The sequence below is a fragment of the Kribbella sp. NPDC051952 genome, assembly GCF_040680855.1.
GTDB lineage: Bacteria > Actinomycetota > Actinomycetes > Propionibacteriales > Kribbellaceae > Kribbella.
The window spans coordinates 2818-20363 of sequence record NZ_JBFAXQ010000015.1; the positions used below are offsets into that span (position 1 = coordinate 2818).

Below are 17546 nucleotides of genomic sequence, written 5' to 3' on the forward strand. Positions count from 1 at the left end.
CGGGGTCGTGGAACCCGGGGTCGTGGAACCCGGGGTCGTGGAACCCGGGGTCGTGGAACCCGGGGTCGTGGAACCCGGGGTCGTGGAACCCGGGGTCGTGGAACCCGGGGTGGTCGAGCCCGGGGTCGTGGAACCGGGCGTGGTGGAGCCCGGGGTTGTGGAGGTGGGGGTTGTGGTGTTCGGGGTGGTGGATGGGGTGTTGGGGATGAGCTGGGTGGGCGGGATTACCTGTGGGTCGGCCGGTGATTGGTGGGTTGATGGGTTGGTGGGGGTTGTGGTGGGGCGGCCGGTTGTGGTGGTCGGTGTCGTGTTTCCGGGGGTGGTGGGATCACCGGGCTTTGTGGTGATGTCCGGAGTCGTCGTACTCGGCGTAGTAGTCGCATCGGGCGTGGTCGCGTTGGGTGTCGTGGGGCGGTCGGGGATGGTTTGGGGGTCGATGTTGCTGGGGGCAACGGGATGGACGGGGCCGCCGTCGTGGATCGGGGCGGTGGGGCGGGGTGACTCGATGTTCGGGAGGTCGAGCTTCGGGGGCTTGGACAGGGGTACGCCGGGATCGAGGCGGACCGACTTCCCGAGCACCGGGATGTGCGAATACCCCTTCAGCACGTCACCGACGACCGGGATCTTCAGCCCGCCCTCGATCGCTCCCGTACGCAGCGTGTCCCGGAAGTCCAGGAACTTGTCCGCAGCATGCGCGGCGACCCGGATCGGCGGCACCTTGGCGGCCAGGCGGCTGACTCGGCCGAGCTTCGATGCGGCGCCGGCCAGTTTGGTCGGGCCGATCGGGATCAGGCCGACCACGCCCATGATCGAGCTGGCCTGGTTGCCGCTGGACCAGTCGTCCCCGATCGTGTCGAGGGTGTCGTCCCAGCGCGCGTCGAGGTCCTCGCTCATGCCCTCGGGAAGCAACTCACCGACGCCGGGAATCTTGTTCGCCAGCATCAGGATGTCGCCGCCCATCTCGGCCCAGGCGTCGAACATCTGGTGCATGTCGGCCGGCGGATGCCCGAAGGCCCCGTTGACGAGCTTGTCGTCCCACTCCCAGCCGGTCGACTGGATCAGCCACTGGATCCCCAGCATCGTGGTCAGGCCGTCGACGACCCCGAGCGCCATGTTGCCGACGTCCGCGATCCACGGTGCGTCGTAGACCTCCGGCGTACCCCACGGCGGCGGATCCGGATTCTCGTCCTTCACCATCGGCGGCTTCTTGTACTCGCCGAAACCGCCCCTGCTCCGCTCCTTGCGCTGGTAGCTGTCCGGCCACCAGCCGAGGCCGCCGATCAGTCCCTCGATCTTGTTCGCGTACTCCACCTGGATGTTCATCATCTGCTGGAGCAGGATCGCGGTGTCCTCGTGGTAGCTGTTCTCCTCCTGGACCCAGTTCTCCCAGCCCTGCCAGTCGTCGCCGTTCGCCTCGGCCTGCTTGCACTTCTGGATGAACCCGCGGGCCTTCGTGAGCAGCCGCTGGAGTTTGTCGTACGGCGGCTTGATCTCGTTCGCGAAGTCCTCCAGCGCCGTACCCATCGACTCGATGTCGGAGCCGAAGTCGTAGGCCAGGATGTACGCCGGTCGCAGCGAGGTGATCAGCGTCTGCGCCTCGGGCGCCTGGTAGCACCCGGACAGACCTTCGAACGAACTGTTCACGTCGTACCCGGTGGACCGGATCGCGGCGCCGACCTTCGTCAACTCGGCGCCGGTGAAGGCGAGTACGTCGGGAGTCGTCCCCGGGAAGAAATCCGGGACACCGTCAGGATTGAACATGTCCCCGCCTCACTCGACGTTGTGCCGTTGACGGGAGGCGTGCTCGGCGTTCGCCTTGGACTCGGCGGCGCGGCGCTTGCCGGGAGCATCGGTCGCGCCGCGCTGGGCGTTCAGCGCCATCTCCTGCTGACCGTTGATGTACGCCATGGTCGCGTCCTTGGCCCCGGTGAGGGACGCGTTGGTCTGATCGATGATGTCCATCCAGGCGTCCTGGTAATGCATCAGGACGTCAGCCACCGCCTGACCGACGAGCGTCGCCTGCGCCTGCCGGACCGCGCGCTCGGCGTAGTCGGCGTAGTTCTTGCCGACCGGCTCGAACCCCGCTGCCTTGTCCGCAGTGGTCTGCAGGACCGTGGCAACCTGGTTGACGTCGATGTCCCAGTCCATCTGACCATCCCTCGCTCCGGATTCCCGATGCTGTCGACGCTAGGGACGCAGGGGCGCACACCCCCTTTCAAAACGCTTTCAACGGCGTCGCGACGGGCCCTGCGAGTCAGGCGACGCGCTGGAGCGCCCGCTCCCGCCGCTCGGCGACCTTCGAGCCGGACTCCCGCCGCGCCATCCGACGCAGTACGACGGGTGCCAGCAGCAGCCCGCCGACCGCCCACACTCCCAGTACGCCGACTGTCTCGAGGTGCCGCCACGAGGCGCCGAGCTCGACCACGACCGTGCTGTCGGGCAGCAGCGCCGATCGCATGCCCAACCCCATCCAGTAGATCGGAGTGAGTTGGCCGATCCACTCCAGCCAGCTGGGCAATGCGGTGATCGGATAGAAGATGCCGGAGATCGCGATCAGCCCGAGCACCGGCAACTGGATCAGGCCCTGTGCGCGGGCGGTGGTGAAGATCGAGCCGAGGATCGCGCCGATCGGGAGCGTCGCGACCAGGCCGAGCAGCAGAACCCAGACGAGCGTCGGCCAGTGCGCCGAGCCGAGGGCGAGGCCGTCGACGATGAACAGCCCTGGGATCAACAGGATGGCCAGATCGGCGAGCAGGCCGCCGGCGACGGAGACGACCTTGCCGACGAGGTAGCCGAGCATCCCGTTCGGGGTGGCCTTGGCGCGCAGCAGCGTGCCGTCCTCGCGGTCGGCGGTGAGTTGCTGGCTCATGCTGACCATGCCCATCGCGGCGTTCATCCCGAGGATGCTCGGCAGAGCCAACGCGCCCAAGAGGAATCCGGTCGACCCGAAGTCGCGGTGCCGTAAGAAGAAGAGTGCGATGAGCATCAGCACCGGCCAGAGGAAGTGCGAGAACAGCTCGGCCCCGTTCGTGAACGACTGCCGCAACTCGATCACCCCACGCTCCCACCCGGCCCGAACAGCCGCCATCCGCGCCGCCCGCGCCCTGTAGTTCATCGCGTGACCTCCTGTCCTCGGACCAGCGCTAGATACGTGTCCTCGAGTGAGGCGCGGCGGACTTCGAGTTCGCGGACGGCGGCGCCGTACTGCGCGAAGAGTGCGCGGACGAACTCGGTCGAGTCGGGTGTCGACTTTCGGAAGCGCTGATTGTCAACAATCCAACGGACTTCGTCCTCCCCGGCGATCAGCGAGGTGAGCTCGGCCGTCGTACCGGCGGCGACGATCCGGCCGCTGGTCAGGATCAGGATGCGATCGGCGAGCTTGCCGGCCTCGTCGAGGTCGTGGGTGGTGAGCAGGATCGTGGTCTCCTGCTCAGCCGCGAGCCGCCGGACCAGGTCGTGGAACTCGTACCGGGCCTCCGGATCGAATCCCGCAGTCGGTTCATCCAGGAACAACACCTCCGGCCGCCCGACGATCCCGATCGCGACATCCAGCCGGCGCCGCTGCCCACCGGACAACGTCTTGATCTTCTGATCCGCGTGCTCGGCGAGACCAACCGTGTCGAGCAACTCGCTCGTATCCCAAGGCCGCTCGACCGTCGAGGTCGAGTACGGCGCGTAGTACGTGCCCAGATGATGCAGCAGTTCCCGCACGCGCCAGTTGCCGTGATCCCGCCATGACTGCAGCACGATCCCGAGCCGCGACCGCCATCGCTCATCGCCCTCGGCCGGATCCACCCCGAGCACCTCGACCTCACCGGCCGACCGCAACCGGAAACCCTCGAGGATCTCGATCGTCGTGCTCTTCCCCGCACCGTTCGGCCCGAGCAGCGCGACCACCTCACCCGCCCGGGCCTGGAACGACACGTCGTGCAGCACCTCGACATCGCCGTACCGCATTCGCAGCCCGTCCACCGTCAGAACCATGCGTCCCTCTCCTTCAGAATCCCTTGAAAGCTACGTTGCATTCATCAATCCTGGAATCTTGATCGCGACAGTGACCGTGTGAATCTCCACAAACTATGGCAATCTGTGCAATGAGACTGAGGAAGAACGCAACTCAGGTTGACAGACGTTGCAATGAGCTGCGGCTGAACGCACGAGAGGACCCGCGATGCCCGGAGGCAGGCTGAGCCACGAGGACCGCCTCGAGATCGCGTCCGGCTTGACCGCCGGCCTCGGGTACGCCGAGATCGCGCGGCAACTGGATCGCCCCACGTCGACGATCAGCCGCGAGGTCGCCCGCAACGGCGGCGCCCACGGCTACCGGGCCGACCACGCCCACTACGCGACCGCGTCCCGAGCCCGCCGCCGCAGGCCGACCGAGCCAACCCCCGACGAGCAGCCGGTCGGTCCGACCAAGGAGTACGTCGAGCGGTTCGCAACGATGATGGTCGAGGGCGGTCTACCGCGGATGGCATCCCGCGTACTCGCACTGCTCTATACGACCGACGCCCGCAGCCTGACCGCGGCGGAACTGGTCAGCGAGCTCCGCGTCAGCCCCGCGTCGGTCTCCAAGGCAATCGGCTACCTCGAACAGGTCGGCATGGTCCACCGCGAACCCGACCCGCGCCGTCGCCTGCAGCACTACGTCATCGCCGACGAGGTCTGGCTGAAGGCCTGGGAGGTGAGCTCCCGGACCAACTTCAACTGGGCCGAGACCGCAGCCGAAGGCGCCGACCTCCTCGGCCGCGACACCCCGGCCGGCGAACGCCTCACGCAGATGGCCGACTTCTTCCACCGGCTCGGCGAAGACATGTCCGGCGGCCTCGGCTCCGAGGTGATCCAGGACGCCGTCACGATCCTCGCCGCCCTCCGCCACGCAGCCGGCCCACTCACCGAAGATCAACTGGCCACCGCACTCGACTGGCCACTGATCCGCGTCACCGACGCGCTCACCTACACAACCGACAACACGCAACTCACGAGCCGCCAGCGAACCGCATTAAGACAGCAGCGAGCGAACCAGCCGACCCGTGATGAGCCCGTCAGCCAGACCTAGCTCCACCAGATCGTCGAAGATCCCCTGATCAGCAGCAGCCGCGCGGATCCCCGCGTCGAGCACCCGACCGGACCGCGTGAGCTGAGCCGTCAGCGCAGTATGCCGAAAATGCCGACCAAGCAAACGAGTCGTCCGACGACGGTACGGCGTACCCGCATCGCGACTGCCAGACCGCAGCGCATCCGCGACCGCACGCCCGGCGAGCAGGCCGGTCGCGACCGCGTAGTAGATGCCCTCGCCGGTCATCGGGTTGATCAACCCGGCAGCGTCCCCCGCCAGCATCACCGGCCCCGCGGCCGGACGCCAAGACCACCCCGACAACGGCAGGTGATGACCCCACCAGGACTCCCCACCGGCAGACGCACCCGGCAGCAACTCCTCCAAATGCCTCAACAACTCGGCGCGCGTCGGTCGCGGACGTTTGCTCGTCAACTGCTCGCCGTACCCGACGTTCGACCAGCCGTCCCCACGATCGAAGGACCACGCGTACGACGGTTGCCGCCCCGGCCCGTACGCGATCACCTGGCTCGCCGCCCGCGCTGCCGGCGTTGGCGCATACCCACGGATCGCCAACGCGACCGGACCAGGCTCGACCCCGAGATCCCGCCGTACGACGGAATGCGCGCCATCGGCACCGACGACGAACCGACCGTGGAGCTCCTCGTCCACCAGCACCGCCTGCGGCTGGACCGCGATCCCCCGGACCCGTCGCCGCACGAGCTGCGCCCCGGCAGCCTGGGCGGCTTCCGCGAGGCGTTGATCGAAGACGGTTCGCGGCACCACCCAGTTCGGCCGGGCCATGTCGCGATCCACTCCGACCTCACCACGAGTCAGCGCGAACCGCCGTACCGGCGTCCAGTCGTCGAGGATCCCGGTGACTCCGACTCCGGCGAGCAGATCGAGCACGTGCGGCGCGATCCCGTCACCACACGCCTTGTCCCGCGGGAAGTCGTGCCGGTCGAGCATCAGTACAGAGAGGCTGGGATCGGCCGCGAGCGCTCCGAGAGCGGCCGATGCCCCGGCCGGCCCGGCTCCGACGATCACCAGATCCCACACGGCCCCAGTGTTGCAGCGGTAGCGCAAACGCGACCTCGGACCGGGTGTCGAAGGCACTGTGGCGGGCTGCGCGGATCCCTAGCGTCAGTGGTGACTTCGAGGAGGACCGATGAAACTACTGATAGCACTGGCGCTCCTGGGCGCGACAACCAGCGCACCGGCAACCGCGCAAGCGAGCCCACCGACCAATGCAGACCCCACGATCCAGTGGCACCAGTGCCAGCTGAACGCGGCAGACACCGAGGGAGCCGCACTGGATCAGGCCGGCGCCGACTGCGGCGACCTGGCCGTGCCACTCGACTACAGCCGCCCGAACGGACCGAAGATCACCATCGCGATGTCGCGACTCAAGGCGACCGGCGATCGGATCGGCGCGATGGTGCTGAACGACGGCGGGCCCGGTGGTCCCGGGCTCAGCATGCCGCTGCGACTCCGGGAGACGATGAAGGCAGCCGGCCCGCGGTACGACCTGATCGGACTCGACCCGCGGTTCGTCGGCCGCAGTACGCCGATCGACTGCAAACTCCCGTTCGCCGGCTGGCCGTGGTCCGGCGGCACCGACCGTACGTCGTTCCTGCGAGTGACCCGGCAGCAAGCCGACTTCGCGGCCCGCTGCAACACCCACGCACGATCGGTGTTGCCGTACGTCAGCACGCGGAACACCGCCCGGGACATCGACCAGGTCCGCAGCGCACTCGGCGAGCAGAAGATCTCGTACCTGGGCTATTCCTATGGCTCCTATCTAGGTGCTGTCTATCTGCAGATGTTCCCGGGCCGCTCCGACCGCGTTCTCCTCGACGGTCCGGTGAACCCGGACACCTACGGCCCACGACTGCTCCAGCAGGTCGGCCCCGCGAACGAGGCGGCGTTGAGGGCCTGGGCGAGCTGGGCCGCCGCCCGGAACTCGACGTACCACCTGGGGGCGAGCACGCGGCAGGTGATGGCCACGGTCGACCGGATCTATCAGGTGGCCGCGAGCAAGGGGCTGAAGGTCGGCAAGTACACCCTCGACGACGGCTCCCTGCCGATGGTGATGTTCGGGCCGCTGGCCGACGACCGCGACCCGGCCCGGGCCGAGTACGCCGGCATCGTGCAAACGTTGCTCAAGGCCACCAAAGGACCGGCTGAGCCGGACGAGAACCTCGGTGCGTACCTCGAGGTGATGATGACCCCGGCCTGGTCACCGCTGGTCAGCGCCCAGACCGCGATCCTCTGCGCCGACGTCGCCGCCCCACGCGATCCGGAGGTGTACTGGCGCGACATCCAGGCGCATCGCAGGTCCGAACCGCACTTCGGGGCGCTGACCCGGATGATCTCACCCTGCGCCTTCTGGCCGACCCGGCCGCAGGAGCCCTCGACGAACATCGCGAACCACCAACGCGCCCTGATCGTCGGCGCCGACGGCGACCCCCGGCTGCTCTACGCCGGTGCCGCCCAACTCCTCGAGCGGCTGCCCGCAGCACGGCTCATCACGCTCACCAACACACGCAAGCACGGCATCTTCGGCGAGTACGGCAACAACTGCGTCGACGACAAGGTCGTCGCGTACCTGATCAGCGGCCGCCTGCCCGCGAAAAACCAGGTCTGTTAAGTCCCCGGGCGCTTGCCCGGTTTGTTGGTACGGCGGGAGCCCGCCCGGCGGGGACGTGGAGAGAGTAGGTCCGCGTGACCGCTCGACCGGTTCAAGGACTCGACCGGGCGGGCCTCGTCGAGATCGACCATCGGCGGGGGCGGCGGGACGAAGACGGGGATCGTCTCCTCGTCGTCCTCGATCGGAGATGGCGGCGGCTCGACCGGGTGGACCGGCTTGGCCCGGGCCGCCGACTCCTTGCTCGCTCGCGCGGCGGCCGCCGGGCGCGCCACCCTGACCGCGGCAACCGGGGCCCGGACCGGGCGGGGCGGCAACTTCGTCCGCAGGTCGAGTCCGAGCCCGGCGATCAGCCTGCGCGCGGCGGCGATCGACACCGCGACCGCGAACACCGTGCAGCCGGCGAACAGCACCGCTTGACCGCCGGCCGCCCAGTTCGACGGGTCGGTCCGGCGCATCGCGGCGATCATCGCCACCACGATCGCGTTGGTGACACCGAGGGCAATGGCCAGGCCGGCCGTACGGAGCAGCACTCGCTGCTCGAGCCCGACGTCATCCGCCGCCGCGACCAGGCCGGCGATCAGGCCGGCCAGCACGGGCACTGTATAGACCAGTGCGAGCGTCAGCCCCGGACTCGCGACGAGATAGAAGACGTCGAACACGAGGGCGGTGCCGCCCAGCGCGGCTCCGAAGCAGATCACCATCGGCGGGTACGACCGCACCACGGTGACCGCATCCGCGGGCACCGTCCGGATCATGCGCAAGGCCAACAGCAACGCTCGTCTCCTCATTCTCCCCCACATTGTGCAGTTCCCTCACACCGTGTGTGACAACCGGTTCAGGCGAGTCGTCACCTAGGTAGGCGGTCCGGGAACTTCAACGTCGTAACGGGCAATTTCGTCACCCATCGCGACCGAACGCCCCGTTCCAACAGGCGTTTGAGGCCGACACGATCACTACACGTAAGGGGGCGGACACAGAGGCCCTAAACGTGTACGATGCAAATGCAAGCCCAAATGCACGTGCATATGCCAAAGACGTACGGAAGGTGCAGCTGATGACTGCTGTCTACAACGGCATGCCCGGCGACTCGATCAGCGAGCTGATCTGGCGGAAGAGCCAGCGGAGTGGCCCCCAGGGCAACTGCGTCGAGGTTGCGAAGCTGCCGGACGGCGGCGTGGCGATGCGGAACTCGCGCCACACCGACGGCCCGGCCCTCGTCTTCACCAAGGCTGAGATCGAGGCGTTCCTCGGCGGTGTTCACGACGGGGAGTTCGACTACCTCGCCTGAACGCAACCCGGAAGCAGAGGCCCCTTCTCCAGGCGAGTGGTGAAGGGGCCTCTTCCTGTGTCCGGAGGTCTGCGGGGGACTGCGCTCGAGCGCAGTCCTGAAGGCGGGCGACAGGCGGTCGGTGGCTGGAAGCCGGCGTACTGACCGGCTCGGGACATAACAAAAGGCCGACCCTCGGAAGAGGGCCGGCCTTGGTGCTTGCCGGAGGGCGCGAACGAGCTACTGGACGGTGAGCGGCCAGAGCTGTTCGCTGGGCAGTTCGGAGGCCTTGCCGGTGGCCGCATTGTCCACGGTGATACGCAATCCGGTGAACTTCGGCGTCATCACCCGCTGGTACCGCGACGCACGGTCGGGTTCGGCGAGATATTCGGCGATCAGGTGGTCTCCCAGCCAGATCCGAACCATCTTTCTGCCTCCTACTGCTCTGTCGGTGGTCATGGAGCCAGGCTCACGATTGGGTCGCCATCCAGTTGGCGAACCCCCCGCAGCCAGCCCTCGAAGGCCCAACGCTGTTGCTCCGGGCAACGCGCAACCAGTTCCTGGATCTCCCGCTCGGTCAGCTCGTCGGGCGCGCGGCCGCCGGACCTCGTGGCGGTCTGCTCAACTGCATCACTTTCGTCGTTCATCGACTCGGGTTCCCCAACCAGTCATGCCAACGGGGAGGGCCGCTGACGGGTCTGTAGGACCGGCCTGCCGGATCACGCGATGTCACGTTTCGCGAGATTCAGCTCACCTTCTGTGCATGAATCAATCATGGCGTCGGCACGTTGCGAATGCAAGCGCCCGATGCACGTGCATCCGCACGTTTTCCATATCGAGACCCTCAGACGCCGGTTTCCGCCTGGGGACGGCCGGATCCAGGCCGCTCGAACGGCGTTCGTGGCACCGCGAGCGAGATATCATGTCCTGACAAATCAACCGGTCGGCAATCGGGTGGTGTTACGCTGCGTGATCGTTGGTGCGGATTCGCCGCGTCTTTGTAAGAACTTCGGCAGATTCCCTCTGCAACGTGCGATGATGTGCACCTGCGGGTGAGGTTGCCGCTTTTCAGACCGCTGGGGGCTGTGGGAGGTGAGTGTGTCCGAGTCGGGTGCGCAGAGCGGACCGACCGCGCTTCGCATCATCCTCGGAGCGCACCTTCGCAGGATGCGGGACGCGGCCGGGATCAGCCGGTCCGACGCGGGGTGGGAGATCCGTTCTTCGGAATCCAAGGTCAGCCGGATGGAGCTGGGCCGCGTCGGCTTCAAGGAGCGCGATGTCAGCGACCTCCTGACGCTGTACGGCCTCGACGACGGCGAGGAGCGCGAGCGGCTGCTGGCGCTGGCCCGCGAGGCGAACAACCCCGGCTGGTGGCACCGGTACGGCGACGTGCTGCCGAGCTGGTTCCACTCTTATCTGGGTCTCGAGGCAGCCGCCGCACTGATCCGTACTTATGAGCTCCAGTTCGTGCCCGGCCTGCTGCAGACCGAGGAGTACGTGCGCGCTGTCGTCCAGCTCGGTCGTGGTCTGATCCCGGCCGATGAGGTCGACCGCAGGGTCGCTCTGCGGGTGAGCCGCCAGGACGTGTTGACCCGGACGAACAACCCGGTCCGGCTCTGGGCGGTTGTGGACGAATCGGTGCTGCGCCGGCCGATCGGTGGCGTGAAGGCGATGATCCAGCAGCTCGATCGGCTGATCGACGCGACCCACGAGCCGAACATCACGCTCCAGGTGATGCGGTTCAACTCCGGCGGCCACGCGGCGACCGGCGGTGCGTACAGCATCCTGCGTTTCCCGGAGCAGGACCTGCCGGACGTCGTCTACATCGAGCACCTGACCAGCGCGCTGTACCTGGACAAGCTCGAGGACCTCGACCAGTACACGGCCACGATGGAGGCCCTGTGCGTCGCGGCCCCGCCGCCGAACCAGACCCGCGACATCCTGCTCAACATCCGCAAGGACTACGAGAGCGAGTAGTCAGCTGTTGTCGGCGAGCCAGGTGATCAGCGGCTTGGTGGCCTGCCAGTCGGCGCGGATCTGACCGGCCAACTCGGGCTTGTGGATGATCGGCTCGAATCCGTAGGACTTGCTCACCGTCAACGACTTGTGCCGGAGCAGCTCGATCCGCGGGTGCTCGGCGTCGTACCCGCGCGGGCTGGTCTTCAGCCGGTCGCCGCCGACGGTCCAGCCGGCCCGGGTGAGTTTGGCCAGCAGCTTCTCGAGTTGTTTGCCACGCCGGTCCTCGTCGATCGCGTTCCGGACCCGGGCCAGCCGCTCCGAACTCGCCTCGTAGAACCCGGCCGCCACCCGCACCCCCGGCGCCCCGATCTGTACGTACCACCCGGTCGAGGGCGCCACGTCGATGAACGCGCCCTGATGCGTCTTGTACGGCGTCTTGTCCTTGGCGAACCGGACGTCCCGGTACGGCCGGAAGAGCTTCGCCGGACCGAACTCCGCCTCGAGCTCGCCCAGCAGCGCGGACATCGGGATCCGGACCGACTCCTCGTAGACGTGCTTGTGCTCCGTCCAGAAGGACTTGGTGTTGTCCATTTCGAGATCGTCGTAGAAATCCAGCGCGGCGGCGGGAAAACCGGTAAAACTCATGCGGCAACGATAGTTCCCCTACCGAACGGATCTTCATGCGCGCCATTCAGGTCACCGAGTTCGGCGGTCCCGAGGTCCTGGTCCCGGCCGAGCTCGACGCTCCGGTCGCCGGACCGGGCCAGCTCCTGGTCGAGGTCAGCGCGGCCGGCGTGAACTTCGCCGACACGCATCGCACCGACGGCTCGTACCGCGGCGGCGTCACCCTCCCCTTCGTCCCCGGCGTCGAGATCGTCGGCCGGACCGAGGACGGTCGCCGGGTGCTCTCCCCCATCTTCGCGACCGGAGGTGGCTACGCCGAGTACGCCGTCGCGCCGGTGGACCGGGTGGTCGACGTACCGGATGGGGTGAGTGATGGGCAGGCGCTCGCGTTGCTGATCCAGGGGCTGACGGCGTGGCACGTACTGCGGAACAGTGCGCGGCTCGCGCCGGGTGAGACCGTGCTGGTGAATGCGGCCGCGGGTGGCGTCGGGTCGTTGGCGGTTCAGCTCGCCAAGCACTTCGATGCGGGCCAGGTGATCGCCACCGCGTCGACGCCGGCGAAGCGTGAGCTGGCGTTGGAGCTCGGTGCTGATGTTGCGGTTGACAACGATCCGGACGGGTACGTCGATCGGATCCGGGCCGTGAGCAACGATCGCGGGGTGGACGTCGTACTGGATTCGACCGGTGGGGCGACGATGCTGGCTGGGCTCGAGTGCCTGGCCGGGTTCGGGCGGTTGGTCAACTACGGGAACGCCGGCCGGGAAGGTCGGCCGTCGGTAGATCCCAGTGCACTTGCCGAGCGCAACCTTTCGGTCGCGGGCTTCTGGTTGGTCCCGGCAATGGACCTGCCGGGCGGGTACGCCGAACCGTTGACCGAGCTGCTCGCGTTGACCGCGGCGAAGGAGCTCCGTCCGTTGGTCGGCGCGGAGTATCCGCTCGAGGACGCGCGCCGGTCGCACGAGGATCTGCTCGCCCGCCGGAGCACCGGCAAGCTGGTGCTCAAGATCTGAGCGAGCTGAAGAACGCGCGGATGTCGGCGACCAGGACTTCCGGTTGTTCGAGGGCGGCGAAGTGGCCGCCGTCGGGGTGGGAGGTCCAGCGGACGATGTTGTCGGTGCGGTCGACGATGTGGCGGAGCGGGATGAAGTTCTCGTGGGCCAGGTCGAGCAGCGCGGTCGGTGTCGTGGACGGCTCGGTCGGCTGACCGGCGTACGGCGCGTGGGCGCGCTCGTAGTAGGCGCGCGCGGACGAGCCGGCGGTGCGGGTGAGCCAGTACAGCATCACGTTGGTGAGCAGGTGGTCGCGGTCGATCTCGGAGGCCGGATCGGACCACATCGCGAACTTCTCCGCGATCCAGGCCAGCTGCCCGACCGGTGAGTCGGTGAGCGCGTAGGCCAGTGTCTGCGGCCGCGTCGCCTGCAGATCGGCGTACCCTTGGCGGTCCTTCGACCAGGCCTCGAAGCGTCGCCACGACGCCCAGGTGCGGTCGCGCTCGGCCTGGTCGAGCGGCTCGAGCTCGGCCGCCGTCGGTTCCGAGGTGGCGCCCGCGCCGGGGATGAGGTTGAGGTGTACGCCGATCACGCGCTCCGGCTGGATCCGGCCGAGTTCACGGGAGATCGCCGCACCCCAGTCGCCGCCCTGTACGCCGTACCGCTCATAGCCCAGGCGCTCCATCAGGGTCGCCCACGCTCGCGCCATCCGGGTGAACTCCCAGCCGCGTTCGCGGGTCGGCCCGGAGAGCCCGAAGCCGGGGATGCTCGGGATGACCAGGTGGAACTGATCGTTCAGCGGGCCGGTGATCTTGCTGAACTCGACGATCGAGCCGGGCCAGCCGTGCGTGATGATCAGCGGCGTCGCGTCCGGGTTCGTCGACCGGAGACGCGCGAAGTGGACGTTCGCCCCGTCGATCGTGGTGGTGAACTGCGGCCACTCGTTGAGCTCCGCCTCGGCGGCCCGCCAGTCGTAGCCGTGACGCCAGTACTCGACCAGGTCCTGCAGGTACGCCAGCGGTACGCCGTACTCCCAGCCGGTGCCGGGGAGTTCGTCAGGCCAACGTACCCAGTCGAGCCGGGTGCGCAATTCGTCGAGTTCCGACTCGGGTACTTCCAGCCGGAAGGGTTCGATCGCCGCCACTCAGGCGCTGACCTTGTCGCGAACGACCTTGGCGTGAACCACCTTGACGGCCAGTGCGGCGAGCAGGCACAGCGCGCCCACGCCGATGAAGATCGTGACCAGCGTGCTCGAGCTGTTCAGCGCGTTGTCGCACGCCATCGGCGTGATGCCCGCGGCCGGCTGGAACGCGGAACCACAGTCGATCTTCGCCGCCGAGACCGACCGGAATCCGAGCAGCACTCCGGCCGCCACCAGCAGCGCTCCGGTGATGGCAAGGATCTTGTTCAGCATCGTCACGGCGTAACCGGCTCCGCTGATCGTGGGCATGCCGAGGGCATACCCCGTGAGCCCCGTTGCACTTCGTTCACTCCTGACGTCGTCGGACCACCCGCATCGAACTTACGGTCCGGTGCCGGATGATCCCCAGTCGGGCGGCGGGTCAGGACTGATTCTTCACATACTCCTTACTCAGGACATGACCCGCTGTGACGACGATCTCACATCGCGAGCAGGTTCAGCCAAGGCGTTCGTCGAGATGAACGGTGATCTCGTCACCCGGGTCCTTGCCGATCAGGTCCCGGAGGTCGCCCTTCACGGGCAGCTTGTGGGTGCCGTCGCCGAGCGCCATGAACGAGCTCTCGAACGGGTGCCCGTCCATCGTGCCGCGGACCTTGACCAGCCCACGGGTACCGAAGTACTCCGCCGAGCCCGGCATCTTCACGTAGGTCCAGCCGCCCTTGGCGTCGCTCTTCAGCAGCGGCGCGGTGAACGTCTTGTCCAGCTTTCCGGTCTTGTTGCTCACGGTGAGCTCCTCTCTACACGCCTAGGTAGAGACTGAACGGCGGCTTTCGACATCACTGGTCAAACTATTCTGAGCACGTGCAGATGACTATCCGCCGGGCCGGGCGGGACGACGTGGCGGCGGTGCTGGGGTTGCTCGACGGGGCGACGGAGTGGCTGGTCGCGCGCGGACGGACCGATCAGTGGGGTACCGAGCCGCATTCGACCAGCCCTCGGCGGGTCGCGCAGATCACCGGGTTCGCCGATGAGGAGGACGGGTTGTGGGTCGCGGAGGCGGACGGCCGGGTGGTCGGGGCGCTCGCCGTCGGAGCCGCGATGCCGTATGTGCCGGCGCCCGAGGAGCCCGAGTTGTATGTGCGGCTCTTGGTGACGGACCGTGCTTCCGCCGGTCAGAACCTCGGCGGTCTGCTGCTCGATCACGCGCGGAAGCTGGCGCGTGCGGCCGGGGTCGGGATGCTGCGCGTGGACTGCTTCGCGGGCGGCGACGGGGCGCTGGTCCGGTATTACGAGAAGCAGGGATTCACCCGGGACGTCGAGTTCGGCGTACCGCGGGCTAATGATTCGGACTGGCCGGGTCAGGTGCTCGTCCAGCGCCTGTGACATCGGCTATGACCGAGCGGTGCACGGTGCCGTGCGCGTCGCTGCAGTGGGCCGATCGTTCGTCGCCGGTGGCGTGGTCGACCTGGAGGGTCGAGTGCGTGAGGTGGTGACGGTCCGCGAGCAGGCCCTCGATCTTGACCCTGATCTGGTGGCAGTCGAGCCCTTCGGCGACCAGGATGTGCGCGGACGCGGCCGGCTCGCCGGAGGTGATCTCCCAGACGTGCAGGTCGTGGACCTCGATCACGCCGTCGATCGCGCACAGTTCGGCGCCGAGGGCCTGCGGGTCGATCGCGGTCGGCGCGGCCTCGAGGAAGATCCGGCCCGAGTCGCGGACGAGTGAGATCCCGGCCTTCAGCATCAGTACGGCGACCACGAGCGCGGCGATCGCGTCCGCCCGGGCGAAGCCGGTGAGCAGTACGACGAGACCGGCGATCGCGGTCGCGATGAACGCGAACAGGTCGTTGAGGATGTGCTGGAACGCACCCTCGACGTTGAGGCTCGAGCGGTTGGCCTTGCTGATCAGCCAGGTGGCGAACAGATTGACCACGATGCCGACGACACCGGTGATCAGGACCAGCGCACCCTTCACCTCCGGCGGGTCGATCATCCGGTTGACCGCTTCGTAGACGAAGTACGCCGCGAGGAGCAGCAGGGTGATGCCGTTCGCCTGGGCCGACAGGATCTCGACCCGCTTGAAGCCGTAGGTGAAGCCGCCGGCCGGTGGGCGGGCGGCAAGGCGGATCGCGATCAGCGCGAGCAGGATCGCGATCGCGTCGGTGAGCATGTGCGCGGCGTCGGTGATCAGCGCCAGCGAACCGGCCGCGACGCCGACGATCACCTCGGCGACCATGAAGCCGAGGATCAGCGCGAGCGCGCCGCCGAGCAACTTCCGGTCCGCGTCGGCACTCGTCTGGTGGCCATGCCCATGTCCATGCCCGTGCCCGTGGCTCATGACTCCGACCTCTCCGGGTGGATCGCGTCGGTGTGCTCGGTGTGGGCGACGGCGAGATCGAGCAGCATCCGCACATGTGCGTCGTCCAGGCGGTAGAACGCGTTCCGGCCATCACGGCGTACGGCGACCACTCGGTGGGCGCGCAGCAGCCGGAGCGCATGTGAGGTCGCGGACTCGCTCAGCCCGGTGATCGCGGCGAGGTCGCAGACACACAGTTCGCCGTCGAGCAGGGCGACCAACAGCTTCAGCCGCCGCGGATCCCCGAGCAGGCTGAACACGTCGGCCGTGTCGACGATGTCGTCGGCACCGGGCATCCTGGCGTTGACGCTCGCCACCCGCTCAGGATCAACCAGCCGCACGTTACATTCATCAACACCCTGCACATCTGCAGAACTGTTCATACGTCCACGGTAGTCGAGACCCCCTGCGCATCGCAATCACGGCTGGGAGTGGGCGGTCCACTTCTCCTCGATGCGCCCGTACTTCCAAATGGCCTGGGCGGTCAGCCAGGTGAGGAGGAAGAGAGCGACGATCGCGTAGCCGACCGAGTTGAGGTCGACGGCGGCGATGGTGGCGAGGGGGCCGTGGGTGATGTGCAGCTTATCGGTCAGGATCGAGTCGAGTTCGATGCTGCCGATCACCAGGGCGACGGCGACGGACAGGCCGGTGATGGTGATGTTGTAGTAGACCTTCCGGACCGGCTTCGCGAAGGCCCAGCCGTAGGCGAAGTTCATCAGGTAGCCGTCGATCGTGTCGAGCAGACTCATGCCGGCGGCGAACAGGATCGGCAGGGTGAGTACGGCGTACCAGGGCAGGCTGAACGCGGCGGCTCCACCGGCGAGCACCAGCAGGCTCACCTCGGTCGCGGTGTCGAAGCCGAGGCCGAAGAGCAGACCGATCGGGTACATCTGCCAGGGCTGCGTGACCGCCTTCGTCGCGCCGCGGAGGATCCGGTTGAGGAGGCCGCGGTTGTCCAGGTGCTGTTCGAGCGTGGCCTCGTCGTACTCGCCGGTGCGCATCCGGCGGAAGACCTTGATCACCGCTACCAGGATGACGAGGTTGAGGGCGGCGATCAGGTACAGGAAGATGCCGGAGACCGCCGTACCGATCAGGCCGGTGAGTTGCTGCAGGCGGGACGAGTCGTCGGCGACCTGGCCGGCGAGCGCGCGAACGCCGATCCCGAGCAGGAAGCACAGCCCGAACACGACCGTCGAGTGCCCGAGCGAGAACCAGAACCCGACCGACAACGGCCGCCGCCCGTCCGTCATCAGCTTCCGGGTCGTGTTGTCGATCGCGGCGATGTGATCCGCGTCGAACGCATGCCGCATCCCCAGCGTGTACGCCGTCACCCCGAGCCCGACCCCGAACACCCCGGCCGACCCGAGCAGATAATGCCGAGGGGCCACGATCAGCCCCAGGACTCCCCACCCGACCACATGCAACAGCAGCACGAACGCCGCCATCCCCCAGACCGAACCCCACTCCCGCCCACTCAACCCAACATGCCTCACGATCCGCCAGTAAA

Annotated in this window: 20 protein-coding genes and 1 pseudogene; 7 read left to right on the forward strand and 14 right to left on the reverse strand. The window is 67.7% G+C overall.

Annotated elements, in window-relative coordinates:
- Positions 1–209, forward strand: a pseudogene (locus AB0L70_RS25840) (hypothetical protein); the annotation flags it as partial.
- Between the two features lie 1561 nt (positions 210–1770).
- On the opposite strand, the gene AB0L70_RS25845 reads toward AB0L70_RS25840, so the two are convergent.
- The 3 genes from AB0L70_RS25845 to AB0L70_RS25855 all read right to left on the reverse strand — a co-directional run bounded on the left by AB0L70_RS25845 (position 1771) and on the right by AB0L70_RS25855 (position 3984).
- Positions 1771–2148: a DUF6507 family protein gene (locus AB0L70_RS25845; RefSeq protein ID WP_363688387.1), complete on the reverse strand. Its 378-nt coding sequence runs from the start codon at positions 2146–2148 to the stop codon at positions 1771–1773.
- Positions 2149–2254: 106 nt separating this feature from the next.
- Positions 2255–3115 (reverse strand): ABC transporter permease, encoded by an 861-nt coding sequence (locus AB0L70_RS25850; protein ID WP_363688389.1) that lies wholly within the window; start codon positions 3113–3115, stop codon positions 2255–2257.
- Positions 3112–3984, reverse strand: a complete 873-nt coding sequence (locus AB0L70_RS25855; RefSeq protein WP_363688391.1) for an ABC transporter ATP-binding protein — start codon at positions 3982–3984, stop codon at positions 3112–3114. The genes AB0L70_RS25850 and AB0L70_RS25855 overlap by 4 nt, the downstream gene beginning before the upstream one ends.
- 187 nt (positions 3985–4171) lie before the next feature.
- On the opposite strand from AB0L70_RS25855, the gene AB0L70_RS25860 reads away from it, so the two are divergent.
- A complete protein-coding gene (locus AB0L70_RS25860) occupies positions 4172–5059 on the forward strand; it encodes a helix-turn-helix domain-containing protein (protein ID WP_363688394.1) in 888 nt (295 codons plus the stop codon).
- Here the strand turns inward: AB0L70_RS25860 and AB0L70_RS25865 are convergent.
- On the reverse strand, positions 5003–6115 hold the full coding sequence (locus AB0L70_RS25865; RefSeq protein ID WP_363688396.1) for an NAD(P)/FAD-dependent oxidoreductase: 1113 nt from the start codon (positions 6113–6115) through the stop codon (positions 5003–5005). The two genes, AB0L70_RS25860 and AB0L70_RS25865, sit on opposite strands and share 57 nt — an antisense overlap.
- 109 nt (positions 6116–6224) lie before the next feature.
- On the opposite strand from AB0L70_RS25865, the gene AB0L70_RS25870 reads away from it, so the two are divergent.
- Positions 6225–7706: an alpha/beta fold hydrolase gene (locus AB0L70_RS25870; RefSeq protein ID WP_363688398.1), complete on the forward strand. Its 1482-nt coding sequence runs from the start codon at positions 6225–6227 to the stop codon at positions 7704–7706.
- Here the strand turns inward: AB0L70_RS25870 and AB0L70_RS25875 are convergent.
- Positions 7703–8494, reverse strand: coding sequence for a hypothetical protein (locus tag AB0L70_RS25875; RefSeq protein WP_363688400.1), 792 nt, complete (start codon positions 8492–8494; stop codon positions 7703–7705). The two genes, AB0L70_RS25870 and AB0L70_RS25875, sit on opposite strands and share 4 nt — an antisense overlap.
- Positions 8495–8760: 266 nt before the next feature.
- On the opposite strand from AB0L70_RS25875, the gene AB0L70_RS25880 reads away from it, so the two are divergent.
- Positions 8761–8994 (forward strand): DUF397 domain-containing protein, encoded by a 234-nt coding sequence (locus AB0L70_RS25880; RefSeq protein WP_363688402.1) that lies wholly within the window; start codon positions 8761–8763, stop codon positions 8992–8994.
- 219 nt (positions 8995–9213) lie between these two features.
- Here AB0L70_RS25880 and AB0L70_RS25885 read toward each other — a convergent pair whose 3' ends face one another.
- Together AB0L70_RS25885 and AB0L70_RS25890 are read right to left on the reverse strand one after the other, a co-directional pair.
- Positions 9214–9399: a hypothetical protein gene (locus AB0L70_RS25885; protein ID WP_363688404.1), complete on the reverse strand. Its 186-nt coding sequence runs from the start codon at positions 9397–9399 to the stop codon at positions 9214–9216.
- Positions 9400–9428: 29 nt separating this feature from the next.
- Positions 9429–9620: a hypothetical protein gene (locus tag AB0L70_RS25890; RefSeq protein WP_363688406.1), complete on the reverse strand. Its 192-nt coding sequence runs from the start codon at positions 9618–9620 to the stop codon at positions 9429–9431.
- Between the two features lie 451 nt (positions 9621–10071).
- Here AB0L70_RS25890 and AB0L70_RS25895 point away from each other — a divergent pair, with 451 nt between their 5' ends.
- A complete protein-coding gene (locus tag AB0L70_RS25895; RefSeq protein WP_363688786.1) occupies positions 10072–10950 on the forward strand; it encodes a helix-turn-helix transcriptional regulator in 879 nt (292 codons plus the stop codon).
- Here AB0L70_RS25895 and AB0L70_RS25900 read toward each other — a convergent pair whose 3' ends face one another.
- A complete protein-coding gene (locus AB0L70_RS25900) occupies positions 10951–11577 on the reverse strand; it encodes a DUF2461 domain-containing protein (RefSeq protein WP_363688408.1) in 627 nt (208 codons plus the stop codon).
- Positions 11578–11612: 35 nt separating this feature from the next.
- On the opposite strand from AB0L70_RS25900, the gene AB0L70_RS25905 reads away from it, so the two are divergent.
- Positions 11613–12566 carry a zinc-binding dehydrogenase gene (locus tag AB0L70_RS25905; protein ID WP_363688410.1) on the forward strand — a complete coding sequence of 318 codons (954 nt, stop codon included), beginning with the start codon at positions 11613–11615 and terminating at the stop codon, positions 12564–12566.
- Here the strand turns inward: AB0L70_RS25905 and AB0L70_RS25910 are convergent.
- The 3 genes from AB0L70_RS25910 to AB0L70_RS25920 all read right to left on the reverse strand — a co-directional run bounded on the left by AB0L70_RS25910 (position 12556) and on the right by AB0L70_RS25920 (position 14470).
- Positions 12556–13689: an epoxide hydrolase family protein gene (locus AB0L70_RS25910; RefSeq protein WP_363688413.1), complete on the reverse strand. Its 1134-nt coding sequence runs from the start codon at positions 13687–13689 to the stop codon at positions 12556–12558. The two genes, AB0L70_RS25905 and AB0L70_RS25910, sit on opposite strands and share 11 nt — an antisense overlap.
- Positions 13690–13995, reverse strand: coding sequence for a hypothetical protein (locus tag AB0L70_RS25915; protein ID WP_363688415.1), 306 nt, complete (start codon positions 13993–13995; stop codon positions 13690–13692).
- 187 nt (positions 13996–14182) lie between these two features.
- Positions 14183–14470, reverse strand: coding sequence for a DUF1905 domain-containing protein (locus AB0L70_RS25920; protein ID WP_363688417.1), 288 nt, complete (start codon positions 14468–14470; stop codon positions 14183–14185).
- An 83-nt stretch (positions 14471–14553) separates the two neighbouring features.
- Here AB0L70_RS25920 and AB0L70_RS25925 point away from each other — a divergent pair, with 83 nt between their 5' ends.
- Entirely contained in the window at positions 14554–15069 is a 516-nt protein-coding gene (locus tag AB0L70_RS25925) for a GNAT family N-acetyltransferase (protein WP_363688788.1), read from the forward strand.
- On the opposite strand, the gene AB0L70_RS25930 is transcribed toward AB0L70_RS25925, so the two are convergent.
- From AB0L70_RS25930 to AB0L70_RS25940, 3 genes are read right to left on the reverse strand one after another with little or no spacing between them, the layout of a single operon-like run.
- Positions 15023–16021, reverse strand: coding sequence for a cation diffusion facilitator family transporter (locus tag AB0L70_RS25930; protein WP_363688419.1), 999 nt, complete (start codon positions 16019–16021; stop codon positions 15023–15025). The genes AB0L70_RS25925 and AB0L70_RS25930 overlap by 47 nt on opposite strands.
- Complete coding sequence (locus tag AB0L70_RS25935) at positions 16018–16422, reverse strand: metalloregulator ArsR/SmtB family transcription factor (RefSeq protein ID WP_363688421.1); 405 nt, start codon at positions 16420–16422, stop codon at positions 16018–16020. Before AB0L70_RS25935 ends, AB0L70_RS25930 begins: the two co-directional genes overlap by 4 nt.
- 36 nt (positions 16423–16458) lie before the next feature.
- Positions 16459–17532, reverse strand: a complete 1074-nt coding sequence (locus AB0L70_RS25940) for a HoxN/HupN/NixA family nickel/cobalt transporter (RefSeq protein WP_363688423.1) — start codon at positions 17530–17532, stop codon at positions 16459–16461.
- Positions 17533–17546 lie beyond the last annotated feature (14 nt).

Bases quoted from the DNA above. Each gene is read 5' to 3' on its own strand.
- AB0L70_RS25915 (WP_363688415.1), bottom strand. From the start codon at position 13,995: ATGCCCACGATCAGCGGAGCCGGTTACGCCGTGACGATGCTGAACAAG.
- AB0L70_RS25900 (WP_363688408.1), bottom strand. From the start codon at position 11,577: ATGAGTTTTACCGGTTTTCCCGCCGCCGCGCTGGATTTCTACGACGAT.
- AB0L70_RS25860 (WP_363688394.1), top strand. From the start codon at position 4,172: ATGCCCGGAGGCAGGCTGAGCCACGAGGACCGCCTCGAGATCGCGTCC.
- AB0L70_RS25845 (WP_363688387.1), bottom strand. From the start codon at position 2,148: ATGGACTGGGACATCGACGTCAACCAGGTTGCCACGGTCCTGCAGACC.
- AB0L70_RS25870 (WP_363688398.1), top strand. From the start codon at position 6,225: ATGAAACTACTGATAGCACTGGCGCTCCTGGGCGCGACAACCAGCGCA.
- AB0L70_RS25930 (WP_363688419.1), bottom strand. From the start codon at position 16,021: ATGAGCCACGGGCACGGGCATGGACATGGGCATGGCCACCAGACGAGT.
- AB0L70_RS25850 (WP_363688389.1), bottom strand. From the start codon at position 3,115: ATGAACTACAGGGCGCGGGCGGCGCGGATGGCGGCTGTTCGGGCCGGG.
- AB0L70_RS25935 (WP_363688421.1), bottom strand. From the start codon at position 16,422: ATGAACAGTTCTGCAGATGTGCAGGGTGTTGATGAATGTAACGTGCGG.
- AB0L70_RS25925 (WP_363688788.1), top strand. From the start codon at position 14,554: ATGACTATCCGCCGGGCCGGGCGGGACGACGTGGCGGCGGTGCTGGGG.
- AB0L70_RS25875 (WP_363688400.1), bottom strand. From the start codon at position 8,494: ATGAGGAGACGAGCGTTGCTGTTGGCCTTGCGCATGATCCGGACGGTG.
- AB0L70_RS25890 (WP_363688406.1), bottom strand. From the start codon at position 9,620: ATGAACGACGAAAGTGATGCAGTTGAGCAGACCGCCACGAGGTCCGGC.
- AB0L70_RS25855 (WP_363688391.1), bottom strand. From the start codon at position 3,984: ATGGTTCTGACGGTGGACGGGCTGCGAATGCGGTACGGCGATGTCGAG.
- AB0L70_RS25905 (WP_363688410.1), top strand. From the start codon at position 11,613: ATGCGCGCCATTCAGGTCACCGAGTTCGGCGGTCCCGAGGTCCTGGTC.
- AB0L70_RS25885 (WP_363688404.1), bottom strand. From the start codon at position 9,399: ATGGTTCGGATCTGGCTGGGAGACCACCTGATCGCCGAATATCTCGCC.
- AB0L70_RS25880 (WP_363688402.1), top strand. From the start codon at position 8,761: ATGACTGCTGTCTACAACGGCATGCCCGGCGACTCGATCAGCGAGCTG.